Genomic DNA, 18,870 nt, shown 5'->3' on the forward strand with positions numbered 1-18,870 from the left:
ATTAGCTATGAATTATACACAGGAGATTATGATGAAAATATTATCTTCATCTATTCATAAAAAAAAGTTTGAACTAAGTGAATGTGAGGATGTAGAAAAAATAGATTTTAATGAAATGATTATGTTATCTGAGGAACATAATGTAACAGCTTTAGTATATTATGCGCTTAGTGGCACAAAATCACTTTCATTGATTCCTTCAGATATTTTAGATAAGTTGAAGAAACTAACATTTTTAAGATCATCACATCAAATGAGGCATGTGAAAAATATTACTGAAATATTATCTGAATTTAAAGAGAATGATATAAAGACTGTAGTTTTGAAAGGATTAGTAGTAAGAAATTTTTATCCAAGACCAGAATTTAGAACTATGAGTGATGCTGACATTGTAGTTCAAGAACAGGATCTTGATGCGGCTATTAATTTAATTACTAGTTTAGGGTATGTTGAAAAGGTTAGAACTCATGCTGATATATGTTATATTAAAGGAAACTCAGTTATTGAACTTCATTGGAAGTTAATTAATCCAGGAAGGATAAATGGAGGAGAGAATTTTGAAAATGAAATATGGGATGATTTAATAGAGGTTAATGTTGGTGAGTCTAAAGCATTATCTTTAAATTATGAAGATTTAGCAGTGCATCTTTGCGTTCATTTGATTAAACATTTAGCAAATAAGGGATGCGGGATTAGAATGTTTTGTGATTTGGTTGTTTTATTTGAACAAAAGGAAGATGAAATTAATTGGGATAGTTTTTGGAGTAAGATAAGTCAATACAATGTTGAAAAAGCTGTTAGAATTATACTTTATATTTGTAGTGAATATTTGGGTATGAAGATTAAAGTTGAAATGGATAATGAAAAGTATATTGATAAAAAATACTTAGACATGCTATTGGCAGATGTTATGAATCATGGGGTGTTTGGAAAAAGCAAAGAAGGTGAGGATATTGCAAGATCAAGGGCATTTGACTCTGATAAAGAAAATGAGAAGAGTGATTTTGCTAAGTATTTTAGAGTGTTTTTTCCTAGGGTTAAAGATTTGGTGATTAGTTATCCTTATGCTAATAAGTATAGGGTTCTTATTCCTGCAGCTTATATTCATAGATTAGGTAAGTGGGCATTTAATAAGGATATTAAGACATCTGATAAGGCTAATTTTTGTATCAAAGGTATCTCTGTTATTAAGGAAAGAAGTCCTATTATGAAGTGGATGGAGTTATAGTAAGTGTTTTGTTTTGGCTATTGTGTTTTACAATAGCTTTTTTTGTATATATTTATAATGAATATAAATAAGTTCTTATTATAGAGTTATGTTTAACGAGTAGAAATATTGTGTAGATATAATTATATTATGATATTTTTAGCTATAATTAAAAAGTAGTAGAGGGAATCATTAAAATGAATAATTGTAAATAAAAGTAAAATAAGGTAAAATTTGAATAAAAGGTAAGGGGTTTTATTTCAATGAATATTATTTATAGTTAAGTATAGATAATAAATTTTATGAAGAGGTGAATAATAATGAAAAAAGAATGGAGAAAACCACAATTAAATGAATTAAATGTAAAACAAACAAAGGCAGATGCAAGTGGAAGACCAATACCAGTGTCTTATCCAGGAGTGATAACTTGTCATGAACCAGTTTCAGGCCATCCGGTTTCAAAATTAGTTAATAATTTGGCTGAATTAGAAGCATTTTATGCTGAGCATGATAATTGTCCACCAGATGGATTTTTCTATGAATACAGACCTTCATTAAGTTAATAAAAAATATTTACAATAAGGATAGTTTAAAGCCATATGCAGATTCATTTTGGAATTAAAATATATAAATGGAACTGAACACTGGAAAAACAATTATCTTAGAATAGATATTATGTAAATAATTAATTAGGATATTATATATTTGATATATCAAATATATAATATCCTTTTTTGGAATTACGCTGAAATGAAAAAATTATAAATAATATATAGAGTTATTTAAGAAATAGCAACAGAAATAGTAATTAATAGGAACTAATTATTTAATGAATAAATATAGTCATATTGAGTAATTTACATAAAATGTAAAAATGATATAAAATTATAAGGGTGATATAATTGTGTATCACTATTAAAATAGTAAAAAAGGGGGAAAATCAATGAGAAGAGAATGGTTGAATCCAGAATTAGTGAATTTACAAGTGAATCAAACTAGAGAAGAATTAGATTGTGAAACAGAAAATGGAGGAGAAAAATGCATTTGGCCTCATGATCATATATGTCCAAAGTGTGGTAAAGATTTTGGGCATAAATTTGGATCACACATTGCATGGGAGATTCATAAAGGATGTTGTAATGGAAATGGAGATAATGATGATACCGTACCAAAGTCATAAAGTAATATGATGTATAATAATAAAGAGAATTTTATAAAATTCTCTTTATTATTATGTTTAGAATATTAAACAGTATTTATGGAAATATTTATTTTGTTCATGATGGATATATAGAAAAAATTAATACATATCTTACTAATTATATTTTGATGTACTAAGTTAATTTAATATAAAGAAATTCAACTTAAGTAGTACCTTAAATAATTATTTACAATAGTACTAAAGTGTAATTTATTACCAAAAAATATAATAGTATAATAAACTTAATAATTATCAAAATTATGAGAGTGGGTATAAGAGAATGCTATTAAATAATTATAAAGTTTATGGACTAAATATAAAATCAGAGATAAAAATTGACGAGTTTGAAAATTTAAATGCTATTCCAGAAGATGAAATAGTAACAATATCTTATTCAGTGATGGATGATGAAATTAAGAAAAGTGTTTCAGAAGGAAAAAAAATTCAATTACAAAAAGAAAAAATATGGTTTCATATAGATAATATAGCAACATACTGTATAACAAACGGAAATAAAGTAGAAGTAGAAGTATTTGAAAATGCGAATATGCAACTTATGAAAATATATATAATGTGTAGTTGCTTAGGTTTTATAATGCTACAAAGAGACATGGTAGCTATACATGGTGGCGTTATTGAAATGGACAATAATGCTGTTATATTTACAGGGGATAGAGGGGCCGGTAAATCTACATTAACTACAGCGTTAAGAGAAAAAGGGTACAAGTTTATATCAGATGATGTTGCAGGAATAATGTTTGATAAGGTTCCATATGTAATGCCAGGATTCCCTTATCAAAAGTTATGTGAATCAGCTATGGACAAGTTTGGATATGATAAAGAAAAGAATACTTCATTTATGAGTGATAAAGAAGTTAAATATATAGTTCCTGCTAAAGAGGAATTTATTTATGAACCAAGAAAATTAACAACAATAATTAAGATTATTGTTGGTGATGTTGAAGAGGTAACTATTGAAGAGCTAAAAGGTAGTGAAAAGATAAATAACATAATTAATAATATATATAGAGGGGAATATATTAAGCATTTAGGAGGAGTGAATCCTGAATATTTCAAAAAGTGTCTTAATATAGCTAAAAATATTAATTTCTATGTTGTAACTAGACCAAAAGATCAATTTACTGTTGATAAGCAAATTGCGTTAATTGAAGAAAAAATATTAACTATTGAAGAAGCAGTAATTTAGGAAAATATGTGTTTAAGATTTTATAAATTTTAAATAAAAAACGCTATGGGAGAAATAAAATGAAGAGACAATGGAAAAAGCCAGAATTAGAAACTATGAACTTTCAAAATACTAATGAAAATATAGTGGATTGTCCTATGGATATTGAAGCGTCTGTAATGAAAGCAGATTGTCCAAGCAATAATAATCCTAATAATGAGGATAAAATGTGTAATTATCCAGGATGTAATCATAAGAGACATAAGAAATCAAACCCAGAAGGTAGATGTAAGTGTCATGAAAGATTAGAATTACCAACTTCATAAAATATAAATTAGTTAAGGTTACTTATAATGAGGCAATCATTTTAGGTAACTTTTTTGATAAATATAAGTTTGGGGGTCAATAACTATGGAGAGAGATGGAGATATTAGAAAATGGATAAAAGGTAACTATAACTCGGAAAATTTAATTATAAGGTATATGGTAAGAAGCTTATATTTTATAAAGAAGAGTGCATATACAGTGAAAAAGATTATTACTGATAAGGAATTTAGAGCTGTATTTGGTATGACTGTTTTTAAGGGGGGAAAAGTTCATCAAACAACTCCACTAACATGCATGGATAGATATCCGGTAATATTTTCTGCTTGTAGGGATTATTTTAAGGGTGTAAATAATATAAAAATTCTTTCATATGGATGTTCAACAGGAGAGGAAGTCCTAACTTTGCGAAAATATTTTAAGGATGCAAATATTATAGGAGCAGAGATTAATAAGAATAGTCTTCAGATATGTAGGAATCTTAAAGTTGATAATAAGATTAAATTTATAGATTCTAATGAAAAAGATATAAGAAAATGTGGAAAATATGATTTGATTTTTTGTATGGCAGTATTGCAAAGGACTCCAGATACTATTACGCGTCAAGGTGTTAAAAGTTTGAAGAAAATATACCCTTTTGAAAAGTTTGAAAATCAAGTAATAGAGCTAGATAGTTACCTAAAAAAAGGCGGGTTAATGGTTATACATTTTAGTCAATATTCTTTTATGGATGTAAATATAAGCTCAAAATATAAGGCATTGGGTAATTATAATCAAGATGATTATGCTTCAGTAATTTTTGATAGAAATAGTAATCTAATTGAGAAGCCAATATCAAGAAATAGTATATTTATTAAGTTAGAGGATTAAGAGAATTAATATTTATAATTAATTTTAAAGAATAGTTAATTATAAGTTTATAAAGTTTGTTATGCTAATTTTTTATATAGTGATTTATATTTATATACAAATGAAGCGACAATAAGTTTATTTAAAAATGTAGCAATTTAAAAATAAAATAACTGCAATTATACTTAATAAAAAATAAGTAGTACTAAAGTGTAATATATTAATGAATAATTTGGGCTATTTAACTAATTTGAATTAATTGGTAAAATTTATATAAAGATAATACTGTTAAATTTAAAATGAATAGGGTGGGATAAGAATTATGATTAATTTTAAGAAGAGCACTGGGAAAATAGGAAAAGTAAAAAAAGATTATGGAATAAATTTAGAAACAGTAATTAATAAAAATTTAGAAATAGATGATACAGATTTAGATGGAGAAAAGGTAATGATGAATCTTGATAAAGGTGAATACTTTATGATGAATGAAGTTGGAAGCAGAATATGGGAAATCATTAGTGAGCCTATAAATGTTAAAGAGATAATCAGTACTTTACGAAATGAATATGAGGTTGATGAAGAGACTTGCAAGGATACTGTAATTGAATTTTTAGGAAGATTAGATAATGCAGATCTTATCAGTATTAACTAGAAAAACAAAAACATTCTTTAAGATTAGTAATGAATTAAAAATTGAGTTTCTTAAGGCCTTTTTCTACACAGGATTTTATAGAGCATTTATTTTATTTGTTCCTTTTAATAAGTTAAGAAAACGTATGGGAAAGCATAAAGAGGAATCAGCAGCAAAAGAAACGATGGATGTTTATAAGATTGCAAGTCATATTTCATGGGTTGTTACTTTAATATCAAGCAAGACTCCTTGGGAAAGTAAATGCTTAGTACAAGCCTTAACTGCACAAAGGATGCTTAAGTCTAAAGGGATTTCTACTACTATTTATTTAGGAGTTAGGAAAGAAGGAAATGAGATGAAAGCTCATGCATGGCTTAGATGTGGTGAGTATTATGTAACAGGTGGAGCTATTAGAGAGCAATATACTGTGGTAGCTAAATTTGCTAATTAGGAGATTATTTACTTTTAAAATACTAGGTTATCATAAGAATTTAAAGAGATTTTAATTATAAGACTATCGTAATAGAAAAAATGATGTTCTATTAATGATAGTCTTTTTGTATTATATATTATTTTCAGCTTTATACATGAATGAAGTTTAATATTTATTAAAATTATTATCTGACTGTATAGCAATAATTTCTTTAGCTATATATGAATTAATATCGTTTATATCATTAGGTATATTATTTATTTTAAATGTGAATGCCTTATTTAAATAATCAAATATTACTTCATGGTCATTAATAAATAAACTTATCATTATGAAAACACCTCCTTTATAAATTAACAAAGCAAACAATCTCCCTGATATAATAATATGAAAACACATTGATAATGGTTACATAAGTATATATAAATAGTTTTCCTTTATCAGTGTTTTAAAGTTAATAAAAAGAAGTACTACTAATTGATTAATTGTAAATAATTGTAAAAAGATATATAATTATTTAGCAATTATAGATAAGGAGGAAAAATGAATAATATAAAAAAGCTAATAAATAAAGAAATAATTTTATATGTAATATTCGGAGTACTAACAACAATAGTTAATTTAATAGCATATTATTTATTTTCAAATATTATAAATATAAATTATCTTATAAGCAACGCAATTGCTTGGATAATATCTGTTGTATTTGCATATATAACTAATAAATTTTTTGTATTTAATAGTTCTTATATAAATAAGGATGTAATAATAGAAGAATTCATAAAATTTATGAACTGTAGATTGATTTCTGGCTTATCAGAAGTGGTATTACTATTTTTATTTGTAGATTTACTTTTAATGAATGATATTGTAGCCAAGCTAATAATAGGAGTTTTAGTAGCATTAATTAATTTTATATTTAGTAAAGTATTTATATTTAAAGGAGTAGATGAACTAAGGTCTGAAGTAAATAAAGCAATAAGCAAGTAAAAGGAGGTATTAATCTCATGGATACAATAACTGTTGTAGTACCATGCTATAACGAAGAAGATGCATTAAAAAGCTTTTATGTGGAGATTACGAAAGTTACCTCTGAAATGAAAAAGGTAAAGTTTGAAATAATATTTATAGATGATGGGTCAAAAGACAAAACATTAGAAATAATAAAAGGTTATTCAAAAGTGGACAGTAAAGTGAAATATATATCATTTTCAAGAAATTTTGGTAAAGAAGCAGCAATATATGCTGGATTGAAAGCAGCAAGTGGTGAATATGTAGTTATAATAGATGCAGATTTACAACATCCACCAAGATTAATAAAGGATATGTATTATGGAATAACAAAAGAAGGCTATGATAGTGTAGTAGCTTATAGGATAGATAGAAAAGGTGAAAATAAAATAAGATATTTTTTTTCAAAAATCTTTTTTAAACTTGCAAGTAAGATTACAGAACTTGATTTTATACAAGGTGAGGAAGATTATAGAATGATGAATAGAAAATTCCTTGAAGCTGTACTTTCAATAGAAGAAAAAAGTAGATTTACAAAGGGAATATTTCAATGGGTTGGATTTAATGTTAAATGGATAGGACATGAAAATGTTAATAGAGTTGCAGGTAAAAGTAAATGGTCATTATTTAAATTATTTGCTTATTCAATAGATGGAATAATAGGATTTTCTACTGTTCCACTAATTATTTTAACAGTAATAGGGGCATTGCTATGCTTAATAGGAACAGTGTTAGGAGTATCATTAATTATTAAATACTTAATGATGGATGTAAATATATCAACAAGCTTAATCTTAATAGTATTTACAGTATTAATAAGTGGAGTTCAGTTGCTTATTTTTGGAATAATTGGGCAGTATTTAGGGAAAGTATATTTAGAAACAAAGCAAAGACCATTATATATAGTAAAAGAAGAAAAAATACTAGATAACAAGGAAATTGAAGTGGATGAAGAAGTTAAAGTTTAAAGAGAATTATATTTATATATTCTCATTTATTGTTCCTATCATGTTAATGGTAGTAATTTATGCTCTAATAGGTATATACCCAGTGGGAGATAAGACTATAGTAAATAGTGATATGTACTTACAATATGTTGGATTTTTAGGGCATATAAAAGATGTATTAAAAGGTGAGGCAAATTTATTTTATAGTTTTAGTAAGAGTTTAGGGGGAAATACTGTAGGGCTTTTTGCTTATTATATGTCAAGTCCTTTAAATTTAATTATAGGATTATTTCCAAAGGCTTATATTGCAGAGACTATAGTAGTTATAACATTAATAAAGATAGGTTTATCCTCATTAACATTTACAATATATTTAATACAAAGCTTTAAGAAAAGAGATATAAATGTAATAATGTTTTCATTATGTTATTCTTTCATGGCATATAATATTAATTTTCAACTTAATATAATGTGGTTAGATGGAGTTGTTTTATTACCTTTAGTTATATTAGGGGTAGACAAGCTTATAAATGAAAACAAGTGTAAATTGTATGTAATATCATTATTTATAGCAATAGTTTCGAATTATTATATTGGATATATGATATGTATTTTTTCAGGATTGTACTTTATCTATAAATTAATATTAAATAATAAGGTTAAATTAATAAAGCTAGGAAGTTTTATAGGTGCATCTATATTATCAGTTGCATTATCAGCATTTATACTTATTCCAACAGTATTATCATTAAGTTCAGGAAAGGCAAAGTTTAGGCTTTTTCAAGAAGCACCTAAATTAATGATGAGTTTAGATGAAGTAATTGCTCAGCTTTTTATTGGAAACTATAGTTTGGGACAAATAATGGGAAATTACCCTAATATATATTGTGGAGTTATTATAACTGTATTAGGGATATTATATTTTTTAAATAAGAACATAAGTAGGAAGGAGAGAATTTTATCTGGAATATTTATGTTTGTACTTTTATTAAGTATTTTTATTAGCACATTAGTATTAATATGGCATGGATTTGATTATCCAGTAGGATTTGCATATAGGTTTTCCTTTTTAATATCGTTTTTAGTAATTGTTTTAGCTTATAAGGAGTTTATAAGTTATGAAAATATATCGAAGTTAAAAATAGCTATAATAATTTTATTAGGCGTTGGATGTACAGGATATATTTTATATGGTGATTATGAAGGTTTATCTCTATGGAATATATTATTAACATTTTTATTTTTTGTAGTTTATATAATTTTAATTAAATTAGCTAATTGGAGTAATTTTAATAAGGATGAGAAGTGGAATTTTAGTCTATCAGTATACCAATGGTTATGTAAAATAGTTAAATTTTATAGATGTACTGAAGGTAATGTTAGGTGTGTTAATAAACCTATAGATTATAGTAAGTGTGGAAAAGTTGATAATAATAGAAAAAAGCTACGGGATGTAAAAAAAATAAAACTAGAACAAATCATAAATATATTAATTGTGACTATTGTTTTTATAGAATTAAGTATTAATGCATATAGTTGTTTAAAGTTGAAAAGCTATGTATCAAGAGTACGTATATACAATTATATTAATGAAATGCAACCAATAGTTGATGAATTAAAAGAGAATATGAATAATTTTTATAGAATGGAAGAAGTTTTTGCTAATACTTATGATGATCCAATGCTATTAAATTATTATGGTATTACTCATTCAAGTTCAGCAAATGATAGAAATACAAGAAAGTTCATGGCTAATATGGGCTTTAAGACAAGTAGTATTTTTGAAAAGTATAATAGGGGTAGCCTTATTAGTATAGATTCGTTATTAGGAGTTAAATATCAAATAGCATCAAAAAAATCTGAAAACTTTTCTGATAATCACTATACAGAAAATGAATATTATAAGAAGGTTTTAGAAGAGGGAGATTATATAGTTTATGAAAATCTATTTGCTTTACCTATAGCATTTATGGTTAATGATAGTTTAAAATATATAGATACTTTAGATGTTAATGCATTTGAATTAAATAATAGACTTTTAAGCTCAATGGTAAATACTAAAAAAGCTATTAATAAATCATTAAACGTAAAGGAAATAATATCTGAAAATTTAATTTCAACCATAAATAATGGTGAAGTATGTTATGAAAGAATGGATAAGCAAAAGGCATCGAGTATTACATTTATAGTTGAAGCGGAAGATAATAATCCAGTGTATATGTTTTTAAAATCTAATGCATATGAAAGTGGGACTGTTAGTAGTAATCAAGTACGAGTCTCTATCAATGGAGTTAGAAAATTTACTGCATTTGATAGTAGAAATTATAATGTGGAGTATATCGGGACATTTAATAAGGGCGAAGATATAAGAATAGAGATTAATTTAAATACTAATAAGCTATATTTAAAGGAATTGCAGATTTATTCTTGTGATGTTGATGAATTTGAAGAAGTTTATAATAATTTAAAGGAAAATATTATTAGTGATACTGATTATAGGGATGGTTATGTTAAAGGGAAGATAAGTGTTACTGAGGATAAGACTTTGATATACACTTCTATACCTTATGATGAAGGATGGACAGTGAAGATTGATGGTAAGAAGGTTGAATATGTAAAGATATTGGATGGATTGATTGGTGTAGATGTTGACACAGAAGAATTCAGTGAAGGTGAGCATGTTATAGAGCTTAAGTATAAGGTGCCAGGGTTAATGGTAGGAATTATAATTTCATTTTTAGCTTTAGTAAGTTGTATAGCTTATGAGGGGTTTATGAAAGTATTTGTATACAATAATAATGAATGTAGATTAAAAAATTAATTGTGAACTTAGATGCAAATTCATATATTTAATTTGCATCTAAGTTTTTTCATAATAAAAATTAGAAAACATAAGTATAATTTCATTAATATTAAAAGCTTTTATAAACAAAAATAAAGAATATTTAACATAATCTTATATATCTTGCGAAGATATTTGTAAGATATGTAATTTAGGGGTAGAATATTAATATACATAAAATATATGTTTTAGAAATATTATCAAATTTTTAAAAGTAACTTTAAACGTTTACTCAATAGATTTGATAATATAATTTTATTTTTAGGGTGAAAAGGAGAGAATTTTATGAAGAAGGAATGGATTAATCCAAAATGTAAAAAAATTAGACGTTAAACAAACAAGTGCTTTAAGCTCTATTCAAGTGCCAGGAAATTCTACGTGCATGTTAGGACTTACTACATGGCCATCTGGCATGTTAGGGCCTACATGGAATAGTGGAGAAATAGAATGGCAATGCTCATCTATGGGGCAAGGTGCAGGGGTAAATGACCATTTACCTGATGGAGATATAAACAAAATACCTAGATGTCCATATATAGCAGCAAATAATAAAACATGTTTAGCAGGACAAGGAGTACAAAATTCATAGCTATATTAAAAGAGATAATTTATTAAAAAAATAAAAATTAGTAAAAAATTTTGATTTAATTGTGAAGTTGGTTTAATATTAGATTAGCTTTAAATAATTAATTATATAATTAAGTTATTATTTATACATTAAAAGAAATTTTAAATTAAAAGTAAAAACCCAGATGTCTAATAAAAATAATCTTTATTAGACATGTGGGTAAGTTTTTTATACTAATTCATTTGCAACTTCTAAAATACTTTCTCTACTAACTTGTCTTAAATGACCTTTTTCAAGCTTCATAATTCTATTACAAATATTAAGAGCAGACGGTCTGTGAGTTATAATAATACAAGTTGGCTTGCTAGGTAAAGAACGTACAGCTTTAAGAACATTAACTTCAGTTTCAGGATCAAGAGAAGCAGTAGCTTCATCAAGAATTAATATAGGTTTTATTCTTAAGAAAGATCTAGCAATTGCAATTCTTTGGGCTTGTCCTTCAGATATACCTACGCCTTTTTCACCAATCATAGTATCAAGTCCATCTTCAAGTTCATTAACAAAATCAATGGCACAAGCACTAGTTAATGCGGTTATAATTTCATCATCAGTAGCGTCAGGCTTACCATAAAGAAGATTACTTCTAATACTTCCAGAAAATAATGTATTACCTTGAGGTACATAAGAAATAAGATTTCTGAAGTTCCTATTCATATCCTTAACTAGATCATCCTCACTAAGGAGTACATTACCTTTAGTTGGGTTTATTAAAGATAAAATCAACCTAATCATAGTTGTTTTACCTTCACCAGATGGACCAACAAAAGCAAGTGTTTCACCAGATTTAATAGTTAAATTGATATCATTTAAAATATAATTGTCATCCTTATATGCAAAATAAACATTATCAAATATAATGTCAGGTCTATTAAAGAGGCATGCATCTTTATTAATGATATTATCTAATTTAATACTATCTAAAGCAACTTCTTTACTTGCAATATCATCAAGTTCCTTTTCATTGGCCATTTTTTCAACTGGAATAGCCTCTATTTCCATAAGTCTTTCTGCAGCAGCTATAGTAGAAATAAGACCAGGAATCATACTTGCTAAAGATGAAAATGGAGATTGCACTTTGCTATATAATTGAAGCATTCCTGTAAAGGTACCATAAGTAGATATCCCACTAGCTATGTTTAAAACACCCCATGTGAATATTGTAAAGTAAGCTAGAGATGAGCAAAAACTCATTGAAAGTGAAGTCATAACAGAAAGCTTAGTATTTCTCATTGCAATTCTATATTTATTATCTTGAATCTCAACAAGTCTGTGCATATTTATTTTTTCCATACAGAAAGTTTTAACAATCATTATATTTTGTATTGATTCTTGCATAAAAGATCTATATTTAACATCTTCTTCTTGAGCTTCTTTATATAAATCTTTAAGCTTTTTACTGAAAAATCTTCCTACTATAACTAAGAAAGGTCCGATGAATACTGCAACAAAGGCTATTGAAGGTGCCCATGTTATAAGAGTATAAAAGGATCCTACCAATGTAACAGTTAATGAAACAAGGCTTGGAATAGTTCCAAGAATAGCAGAACTAATATTGCTTACATCTGAAGTGACTCTTGTTAATAAGCTTACTGAGTGAAATTTACTTTGTTCAAGCCAGTCACTACACTGAATATGTTGATATATTTTTCTTTGAATATTTTGAGTAAGCTTTGTTGAGGAATGTGTGCTCATAAAAGATGTTACTGGTGATGAGAGCATGCTAATTAATGTAATAACAAGCATTATAATTAGCCATTTTATAGTTTGATCTGAATCACCACTAATTGCTGAATCTATTAATGATTTTGAGACTGTAACGTTATATATTCCAAGTAAAGAAAAAATAACATTTACTATTATTGAAAATATTAAAAATGGGATAGCTGGTTTAGCATATTTGGCCATCCATTTTATCTTTATCCAAAGCTCTTTTGTTGGTTTTAACTTTTTTATGTTTTCCATGAGTTCCCCTTTCAATCTTATGTTAAGATGTAAATATTGCTTTATTAATATTTTAACATTTAAGTAAAAAACTTACAACAAACTAAATTAAAATAGTAAAAGTTAAAGAGAAATAAAAGGTATGAAATATAAAAATGAAGATATATAAATTTTCAAATAAAAATTACTTGATTATGGAAATAAAATTGAAAAAAATATGTAAAATTGTAGTATTATATGTTATTATATAATTAAATAGTTAGGGTGCAAATAATAGTTAATGAGGTGAAAAATTGATCTTTACAAAAAGGATGAATTTCAAATTGGTAGCAATAGGATTCATATTTATAACGCTATTAATATTTATTAATGGAGTTTTAATGAATTTGGGGCTAAAAAAGAGTATAGAAGTTACTTGTACTGCTCATTATGAAGCGGTAGATAAAAAAATTCGCTCTGATATTGAGTTACTAAAACAAGTTGTTGGCAAGCTTGCAACTAGTGATAAGATAGTTGAAATTCTAGAAGATAATAGAACAGTTAGTGACATAAGTGTTGAAGAAAAAAAACAAGTTATTAGTGAGTTAGAAAATTTCCAATCATATTTAGAAAATTTTACATTTCTACATACCATAAATATAGTTAGCAAACCAAGTAAATACATATTTAGAAATCAAGGATTTAATAGTGACTATGATATAATGGAAAGATCATGGATGAAAGATGAGTATTTAGATAATAAACAGGATAGCATTATTACAGATATTCATAATGATATTTATACTGGAAAAAAGTCTTTTTCAATAGTAAATTTTATTTATTCTCCAAATGATGGTGAATTTTTAGGCGCAGCTATTTTAGATGTATATCTTGATGATTTAATTAATAGTTTGGAATCAGATTTCTATATGGGGGACCTTAATACATATATTCAATTAGATGATAATACATATTATAGTAAAAATGGAATCATAAAAGAAATAGATAATAGTAGTAGCAGTCATGTGAAGAAACTATATAATCCAATTGGCAATGAAAGTGATATTTATTTTCAATTTAATAAAAAATCTATTGCCTATTATAAAGAAATGAAAAGGATTAATGGAATTAGAATTATAATCTTTTCTTTTGCTGGATTTATATTTGTACTAGCTTTAATTCGTATGATTAAGGTAGCATTTAGACCAGTTATTAAATCTTTAGATAAATTAAAGGTGTTATTAAGTAATTTAGATAAAAATAATATTGATTTAGAAAATATTGATGAGTTTAAACAATTAGAGCTTATTTCAAATTCTTTAAGTAAGTCTTTTGATAAGAAAATTCAAACTTTAATTTATTATGATGAATTGACTAAATTGCCAAACAGGAAAATGTTACATTTATTATGCAGTGAAATGATTAAGTGTAATTCTGAATTTGCACTTATATTTATTGATTTGAATAGGTTTAAATATATCAATGATGTTTTTGGACATAGTGCTGGTGATGAATTATTAATTAGTTTTAGTGATAGATTACAAAAAGTTTTAGACGAAAAAGGAATTGTAACGAGATATTCTGGGGATGAATTTATTATTATTTATCATTCTTATGAAGGAAATGAAGAGCTTCAGAAGTTTTATAATGAAAAGTTACTTGCAGAATTCAATGAACCTATAGAGTTTAATAATACTAAAATAATAGTTGAATTTTCTGCTGGAGTTGCTGTTTATCCAAAGGATGCAGAAACATTTAATGATTTAATTGATAAAAGTGATTTTATGATGTATTCTGCAAAGGAGAATTTCAAAAATCAAAAGCTTGTATTCTTTAATGATGATATGTATAGTAATATAATTAAGATTGAAAATATTAAGGAACAGCTTAAAAGTGCAGTTGATAATCATGAGTTTGTTTTATATTATCAACCTATAGTAAATGAAGATAAGATAGTTAAAAAGGTTGAAGCACTTATTAGATGGAACAATAAAGAACTTGGATTTGTTTCGCCAATGGATTTTATACCTTATGCAGAGGAATCAGGAGAAATTGTTAAGATAGGTTATTGGATAATAGAAGAAGTATTTAAGAATTTAAATGAATTTAAAAATGGCCAAGAGAATATTCAAATTAGTATAAATGTATCTCCGATTCAGCTTATGGAATTTTATTTTGCCGAAAATGTTAAGGAGATTGCAAATAAGTATAATGTTGATTTATCACAAATTTGCTTTGAAATTACTGAATCTGTAGTTTTAGAAGAAAATATTATTGTTTATGATAATATACATTTACTTGATAATTTTGGAGCTAAGCTTGCTCTTGATGATTTTGGAACTGGTTATGCATCTTTCAGTTATTTAAAGAAGTATAATTTAAATATTCTTAAAATTGATAAGATATTTATTGATGGTGGAAAAAATATTGATTATAAGATAGTTAATAATATAAAAAATATTGCTCATTTATTAGATATGAAAACTGTAATTGAAGGTGTTGAAACTGAAGAACAGTTTAATACTTTAAGTGAAATAGGATGCGATTATTTCCAAGGATACTATTTCTCTAAGCCAGTACCTTTAGATGAATTAAAGAAAGCCTTAAGTTGTGATAGGACTGGAACCGGTGACAATTTCTAAGTGATAAGATTAAAAGGCCTGGAAAATAAGAAGTGGCATATGAGAAACTTAGCAAGTGGCAGGCTTAGGATGGGGATTTTGGCTAACTAAATTTAAAATTTAGAGTATTAAAAATGAAACTCATTATCCTAAAGCCCAGGAGTAAGTTCTACTGACTAAATCGAAGATTTAGAGTATCACTTAAAAAAGCAGGTACAAAATAGTAAGATTATTTTGTACCTGCTTTTCACTTTGAGGTGCTAACTAAAACAAAGAGTTTTGTTTGCCGTTTTGTTGTTGAATAGTTTCTTTGCTCTTATTATTCAAGCTTCCAAGAGGACTGTTAAAACTATTTAGAGGATTAGGAAGTTCGGTATTGCTAGAAGGTGTAATCCCTCTAATTCTTTTTTTCTTATCATTAGTTTTAGCCATGACATATCTCCTTTAATTAATACCTAGCTTAAATGGCAAGTAGTTTATAAGTTAGATATCAGAATCGTCGTAAAGATCGCCAATATAGTCAAATTCGCTATAAGCGATATTATTAACTACAATTGGATCAGCTTCAGATTTTGAAGTATCTGTATCCGATTTTATTGACGAATTATTTACTAATGATTCGCTGGCAGGATCATAATAACTTCTTACGTGTGGCAAATAAACGTTAGACTTATCCTTCAAGATTATCCCTCCTCGAATTTTATTTGGATAAGGTTTAGTTTATCTGATGGCTAGCTTATGTAACACTTCCACCTGTTGAGTTGGAAGATAACAACAGTTAGCCATTAGATAATGAATTCTAACTTCAAGATGAAGTTTTAACTCCATCTTAAGATAAGAATTCAGTTTATATTTTCGATAGCCTAAGAAAATATATTCCTAACCATATTAGTATTATTTGATGGACAGGTAATAAATATACTTGGATATATGAGGAAAAGGTTAGCAAATAAAATCTGAAAAATAGTCACTTAATAATAAATAAATATAATTGTTTTTATTATAGCTATAGGATAAAATAGGAATGAATTTAAAATAAAATGTTTACAGTGGAATTTTGATATAAAAGGAGAGTAAAGTGATGTATCCAATAAGATTTGAGAACCTTTATTATGATAAAATATGGGGCGGAAGAGATTTAGAAGAATTTAGAACAAATTTACCACAAGGTGATATTGGTGAGAGCTGGGATATTGCTTGTCATCCAAATGGAACAGGAATAGTTGCAAATGGTGAATTAAAAGGAAAATCATTTACTGAAATAATTGAAGAGTTTGGACATTCATTAGTTGGTACTAAGGTTAGCACAGAAAAATTCCCTCTATTAGTTAAGTTAATTAACTCAAGAGAAAAACTTTCTGTACAAGTACACCCAGGTGATGAATATGCGAAGAGAGTTGAAAATGAATTTGGTAAAACTGAAGCTTGGTATGTTGTTGCAGCTAAGCCAGGAGCTAAATTGATCGTTGGGACAAAAAACTGTGATAAAGCTGTATTTGCTAAAGCAATTGAAGAAGGAAAGTGTGAAGATTACTTAAATGTTGTTGATGTTAAAAAAGGTGATTGTTTCTTAATTAATAGTGGACTAGTTCATGCTATTTGTGAAGGATTAATAATTGCTGAAATTCAACAAAATTCAGATGTAACATATAGGGTTTATGATTATGGAAGACCAAGAGAAATTCATGTTGAAAAATCTCTTGATGTAATTAACTTTGATTTAGAAGCAGCAAATTTATCTAATAACGAAGTTGTTAAATTTGATGGATTCTCAAAGGTTGATTTTTGTGAAAATAAGTATTTTGGAATGAAGAAAATCAATGTTGAAAGTGAATGGGCTGATTGTAGCAATGAAGAAAAGTTCTTCATTTTGACATGTGTTGAAGGTAATGGAACTATCGAAGGTGAAGGTTTCTCAGAAGAAATCAAAATGGGAGATAGTTATTTAATTCCAGCTACTTTAGGAAAGTATGTTGTAAAAGGAAATGTTGAAGTAATTAAAAGTTACCCAATGTAATTTTTATAAGTCCACTAAATGAAAACACAATTTATAAAATTACCTACATATAAATTATAGAATAGTATAATCTATATGTAGGGATATCATAAAATAGCAAAAATTGTCGTTGAAAAATATAATAGTTATGGTATAATTAAATTTCTCAAGGATACGAATAAAAAAATGAAATTTTATATAAATATTTGGAGGAATTGCCGATGCCAGTAAGAATTGCTATACTAGGTGGACCAAGATGTGGAAAAACAACATTAATTCAACAATTATACGTAGATTTAAAAATCAGAGATATAAATGTAGGAGTTGCTACAGAATATAGTACTGATTATTTAAGAGATAAGGGAATGATTGAATCAATTTCAGAACAATATGGAATTTACTTAGGTCAATTACATTTAGAAAAGAGCTTAGATTCACATGATTATGCAATAACTGACTATGCTACTTTTGTACCTTACATATACGGAAGATTAATGCTTGGAGATAAAACGAGAACTAAGAAAGAAATTGAAATCTTAAATGATTTATATAGCTTAGCAATCAGAGATCTACCACAATATGATCACATTTTCTTTGTACCAAGAGAATTTGGTTACAAGAAAGATGGAGTTAGATGGCAAGATGAAGAAGTTGCACAAATGGTGGACAAGGCTATCTTAGGATTCTTAGATGCTGAAAATGTTAAGTATTCAGTAATTAAGGGATCAACTAAGGAAAGATCTGAACAAATTATGAAAATTGTTGGAATCAACAAGGAAATTGTACAACCTATTAAGGTTAAGGAAGTTGTAGAAAAGTAATTTTATTAAACGAATATATTTTTAAAATTAATGATAATTTTAAAATGTGAAAAGGTGGGGAAATCTATATTTTTATAGATTTTAACCGCCTTTTTTTATTTTTTTAGTAAAATATAAAAAGTCAGAATCTACGGATAACCTTGTGACGTCAGTAAAACTAATATCCTACGAAGTAAATTTTTTATGCTTTAGGAATTTATAAAGTAGTTTTTTATTTTATTATTATAATTTTATATATAGTACTATTTAGCAT

At 26.6% G+C, this 18,870-nt stretch carries 19 protein-coding genes; 15 read left to right on the top strand and 4 right to left on the bottom strand.

All coding sequences use genetic code 11. From position 1 onward, the window contains the following. Positions 1 to 7: 7 nt before the first annotated feature. The 8 genes from TY07_RS14070 to TY07_RS14105 all read left to right on the top strand — a co-directional run bounded on the left by TY07_RS14070 (position 8) and on the right by TY07_RS14105 (position 5,849). Positions 8 to 1,228 carry a nucleotidyltransferase domain-containing protein gene (locus TY07_RS14070; RefSeq protein ID WP_078061387.1) on the top strand — a complete coding sequence of 407 codons (1,221 nt, stop codon included), beginning with the start codon at positions 8 to 10 and terminating at the stop codon, positions 1,226 to 1,228. 299 nt (positions 1,229 to 1,527) lie between these two features. Continuing rightward, positions 1,528 to 1,770, top strand: a complete 243-nt coding sequence (locus TY07_RS14075; protein WP_042401361.1) for a hypothetical protein — start codon at positions 1,528 to 1,530, stop codon at positions 1,768 to 1,770. 380 nt (positions 1,771 to 2,150) lie between these two features. Next, positions 2,151 to 2,387: a hypothetical protein gene (locus TY07_RS14080; protein ID WP_042401364.1), complete on the top strand. Its 237-nt coding sequence runs from the start codon at positions 2,151 to 2,153 to the stop codon at positions 2,385 to 2,387. Between the two features lie 301 nt (positions 2,388 to 2,688). After that, the gene (locus TY07_RS14085; RefSeq protein ID WP_042401367.1) at positions 2,689 to 3,615 is read left to right on the top strand and encodes a phosphoenolpyruvate carboxykinase (ATP); all 927 of its coding nucleotides are present in this window, start codon (positions 2,689 to 2,691) and stop codon (positions 3,613 to 3,615) included. 59 nt (positions 3,616 to 3,674) lie between these two features. Beyond that, positions 3,675 to 3,920: a hypothetical protein gene (locus tag TY07_RS14090; protein ID WP_042401370.1), complete on the top strand. Its 246-nt coding sequence runs from the start codon at positions 3,675 to 3,677 to the stop codon at positions 3,918 to 3,920. A gap of 85 nt (positions 3,921 to 4,005) precedes the next feature. Further along, entirely contained in the window at positions 4,006 to 4,788 is a 783-nt protein-coding gene (locus TY07_RS14095) for a class I SAM-dependent methyltransferase (protein ID WP_042401372.1), read from the top strand. 301 nt (positions 4,789 to 5,089) lie between these two features. Beyond that, complete coding sequence (locus TY07_RS14100) at positions 5,090 to 5,419, top strand: lasso peptide biosynthesis PqqD family chaperone (protein ID WP_042401375.1); 330 nt, start codon at positions 5,090 to 5,092, stop codon at positions 5,417 to 5,419. Beyond that, the gene (locus TY07_RS14105; RefSeq protein WP_042401378.1) at positions 5,394 to 5,849 is read left to right on the top strand and encodes a lasso peptide biosynthesis B2 protein; all 456 of its coding nucleotides are present in this window, start codon (positions 5,394 to 5,396) and stop codon (positions 5,847 to 5,849) included. The genes TY07_RS14100 and TY07_RS14105 overlap by 26 nt, the downstream gene beginning before the upstream one ends. A 147-nt stretch (positions 5,850 to 5,996) precedes the next feature. On the opposite strand, the gene TY07_RS18125 is transcribed toward TY07_RS14105, so the two are convergent. After that, entirely contained in the window at positions 5,997 to 6,161 is a 165-nt protein-coding gene (locus tag TY07_RS18125; RefSeq protein ID WP_157029185.1) for a hypothetical protein, read from the bottom strand. A 213-nt stretch (positions 6,162 to 6,374) separates the two neighbouring features. On the opposite strand from TY07_RS18125, the gene TY07_RS14110 reads away from it, so the two are divergent. From TY07_RS14110 to TY07_RS14125, 4 genes are all read left to right on the top strand, one after another. Beyond that, entirely contained in the window at positions 6,375 to 6,821 is a 447-nt protein-coding gene (locus tag TY07_RS14110; protein WP_042401382.1) for a GtrA family protein, read from the top strand. Positions 6,822 to 6,838: 17 nt separating this feature from the next. After that, positions 6,839 to 7,810 carry a glycosyltransferase family 2 protein gene (locus tag TY07_RS14115; protein ID WP_042401386.1) on the top strand — a complete coding sequence of 324 codons (972 nt, stop codon included), beginning with the start codon at positions 6,839 to 6,841 and terminating at the stop codon, positions 7,808 to 7,810. Further along, complete coding sequence (locus TY07_RS14120) at positions 7,791 to 10,610, top strand: YfhO family protein (protein WP_042401389.1); 2,820 nt, start codon at positions 7,791 to 7,793, stop codon at positions 10,608 to 10,610. Before TY07_RS14115 ends, TY07_RS14120 begins: the two co-directional genes overlap by 20 nt. Before the next feature lie 382 nt (positions 10,611 to 10,992). Beyond that, a complete protein-coding gene (locus tag TY07_RS14125; RefSeq protein WP_198134007.1) occupies positions 10,993 to 11,220 on the top strand; it encodes a hypothetical protein in 228 nt (75 codons plus the stop codon). Positions 11,221 to 11,427: 207 nt separating this feature from the next. On the opposite strand, the gene TY07_RS14130 is transcribed toward TY07_RS14125, so the two are convergent. Continuing rightward, positions 11,428 to 13,221: an ABC transporter ATP-binding protein gene (locus TY07_RS14130; protein ID WP_042401396.1), complete on the bottom strand. Its 1,794-nt coding sequence runs from the start codon at positions 13,219 to 13,221 to the stop codon at positions 11,428 to 11,430. A gap of 365 nt (positions 13,222 to 13,586) precedes the next feature. On the opposite strand from TY07_RS14130, the gene TY07_RS17455 reads away from it, so the two are divergent. Then, positions 13,587 to 15,821, top strand: coding sequence for a bifunctional diguanylate cyclase/phosphodiesterase (locus TY07_RS17455; protein WP_198134008.1), 2,235 nt, complete (start codon positions 13,587 to 13,589; stop codon positions 15,819 to 15,821). A 243-nt stretch (positions 15,822 to 16,064) separates the two neighbouring features. On the opposite strand, the gene TY07_RS18130 is transcribed toward TY07_RS17455, so the two are convergent. Both TY07_RS18130 and TY07_RS14140 read right to left on the bottom strand, forming a co-directional pair. Continuing rightward, positions 16,065 to 16,232, bottom strand: a complete 168-nt coding sequence (locus TY07_RS18130; RefSeq protein ID WP_156327845.1) for a hypothetical protein — start codon at positions 16,230 to 16,232, stop codon at positions 16,065 to 16,067. Between the two features lie 51 nt (positions 16,233 to 16,283). Then, a complete protein-coding gene (locus TY07_RS14140) occupies positions 16,284 to 16,457 on the bottom strand; it encodes a hypothetical protein (RefSeq protein ID WP_242833267.1) in 174 nt (57 codons plus the stop codon). Between the two features lie 424 nt (positions 16,458 to 16,881). Between TY07_RS14140 and TY07_RS14145 the strand changes: the two genes are divergently transcribed. Together TY07_RS14145 and TY07_RS14150 are read left to right on the top strand one after the other, a co-directional pair. Beyond that, entirely contained in the window at positions 16,882 to 17,817 is a 936-nt protein-coding gene (locus TY07_RS14145; protein ID WP_042401403.1) for a type I phosphomannose isomerase catalytic subunit, read from the top strand. A gap of 200 nt (positions 17,818 to 18,017) precedes the next feature. Then, on the top strand, positions 18,018 to 18,617 hold the full coding sequence (locus TY07_RS14150; RefSeq protein ID WP_042401406.1) for an AAA family ATPase: 600 nt from the start codon (positions 18,018 to 18,020) through the stop codon (positions 18,615 to 18,617). Positions 18,618 to 18,870 lie beyond the last annotated feature (253 nt).

Origin of the sequence: Clostridium saudiense (genome assembly GCF_000577815.1) — a bacterium.
GTDB lineage: Bacteria > Bacillota > Clostridia > Clostridiales > Clostridiaceae > Clostridium > Clostridium saudiense.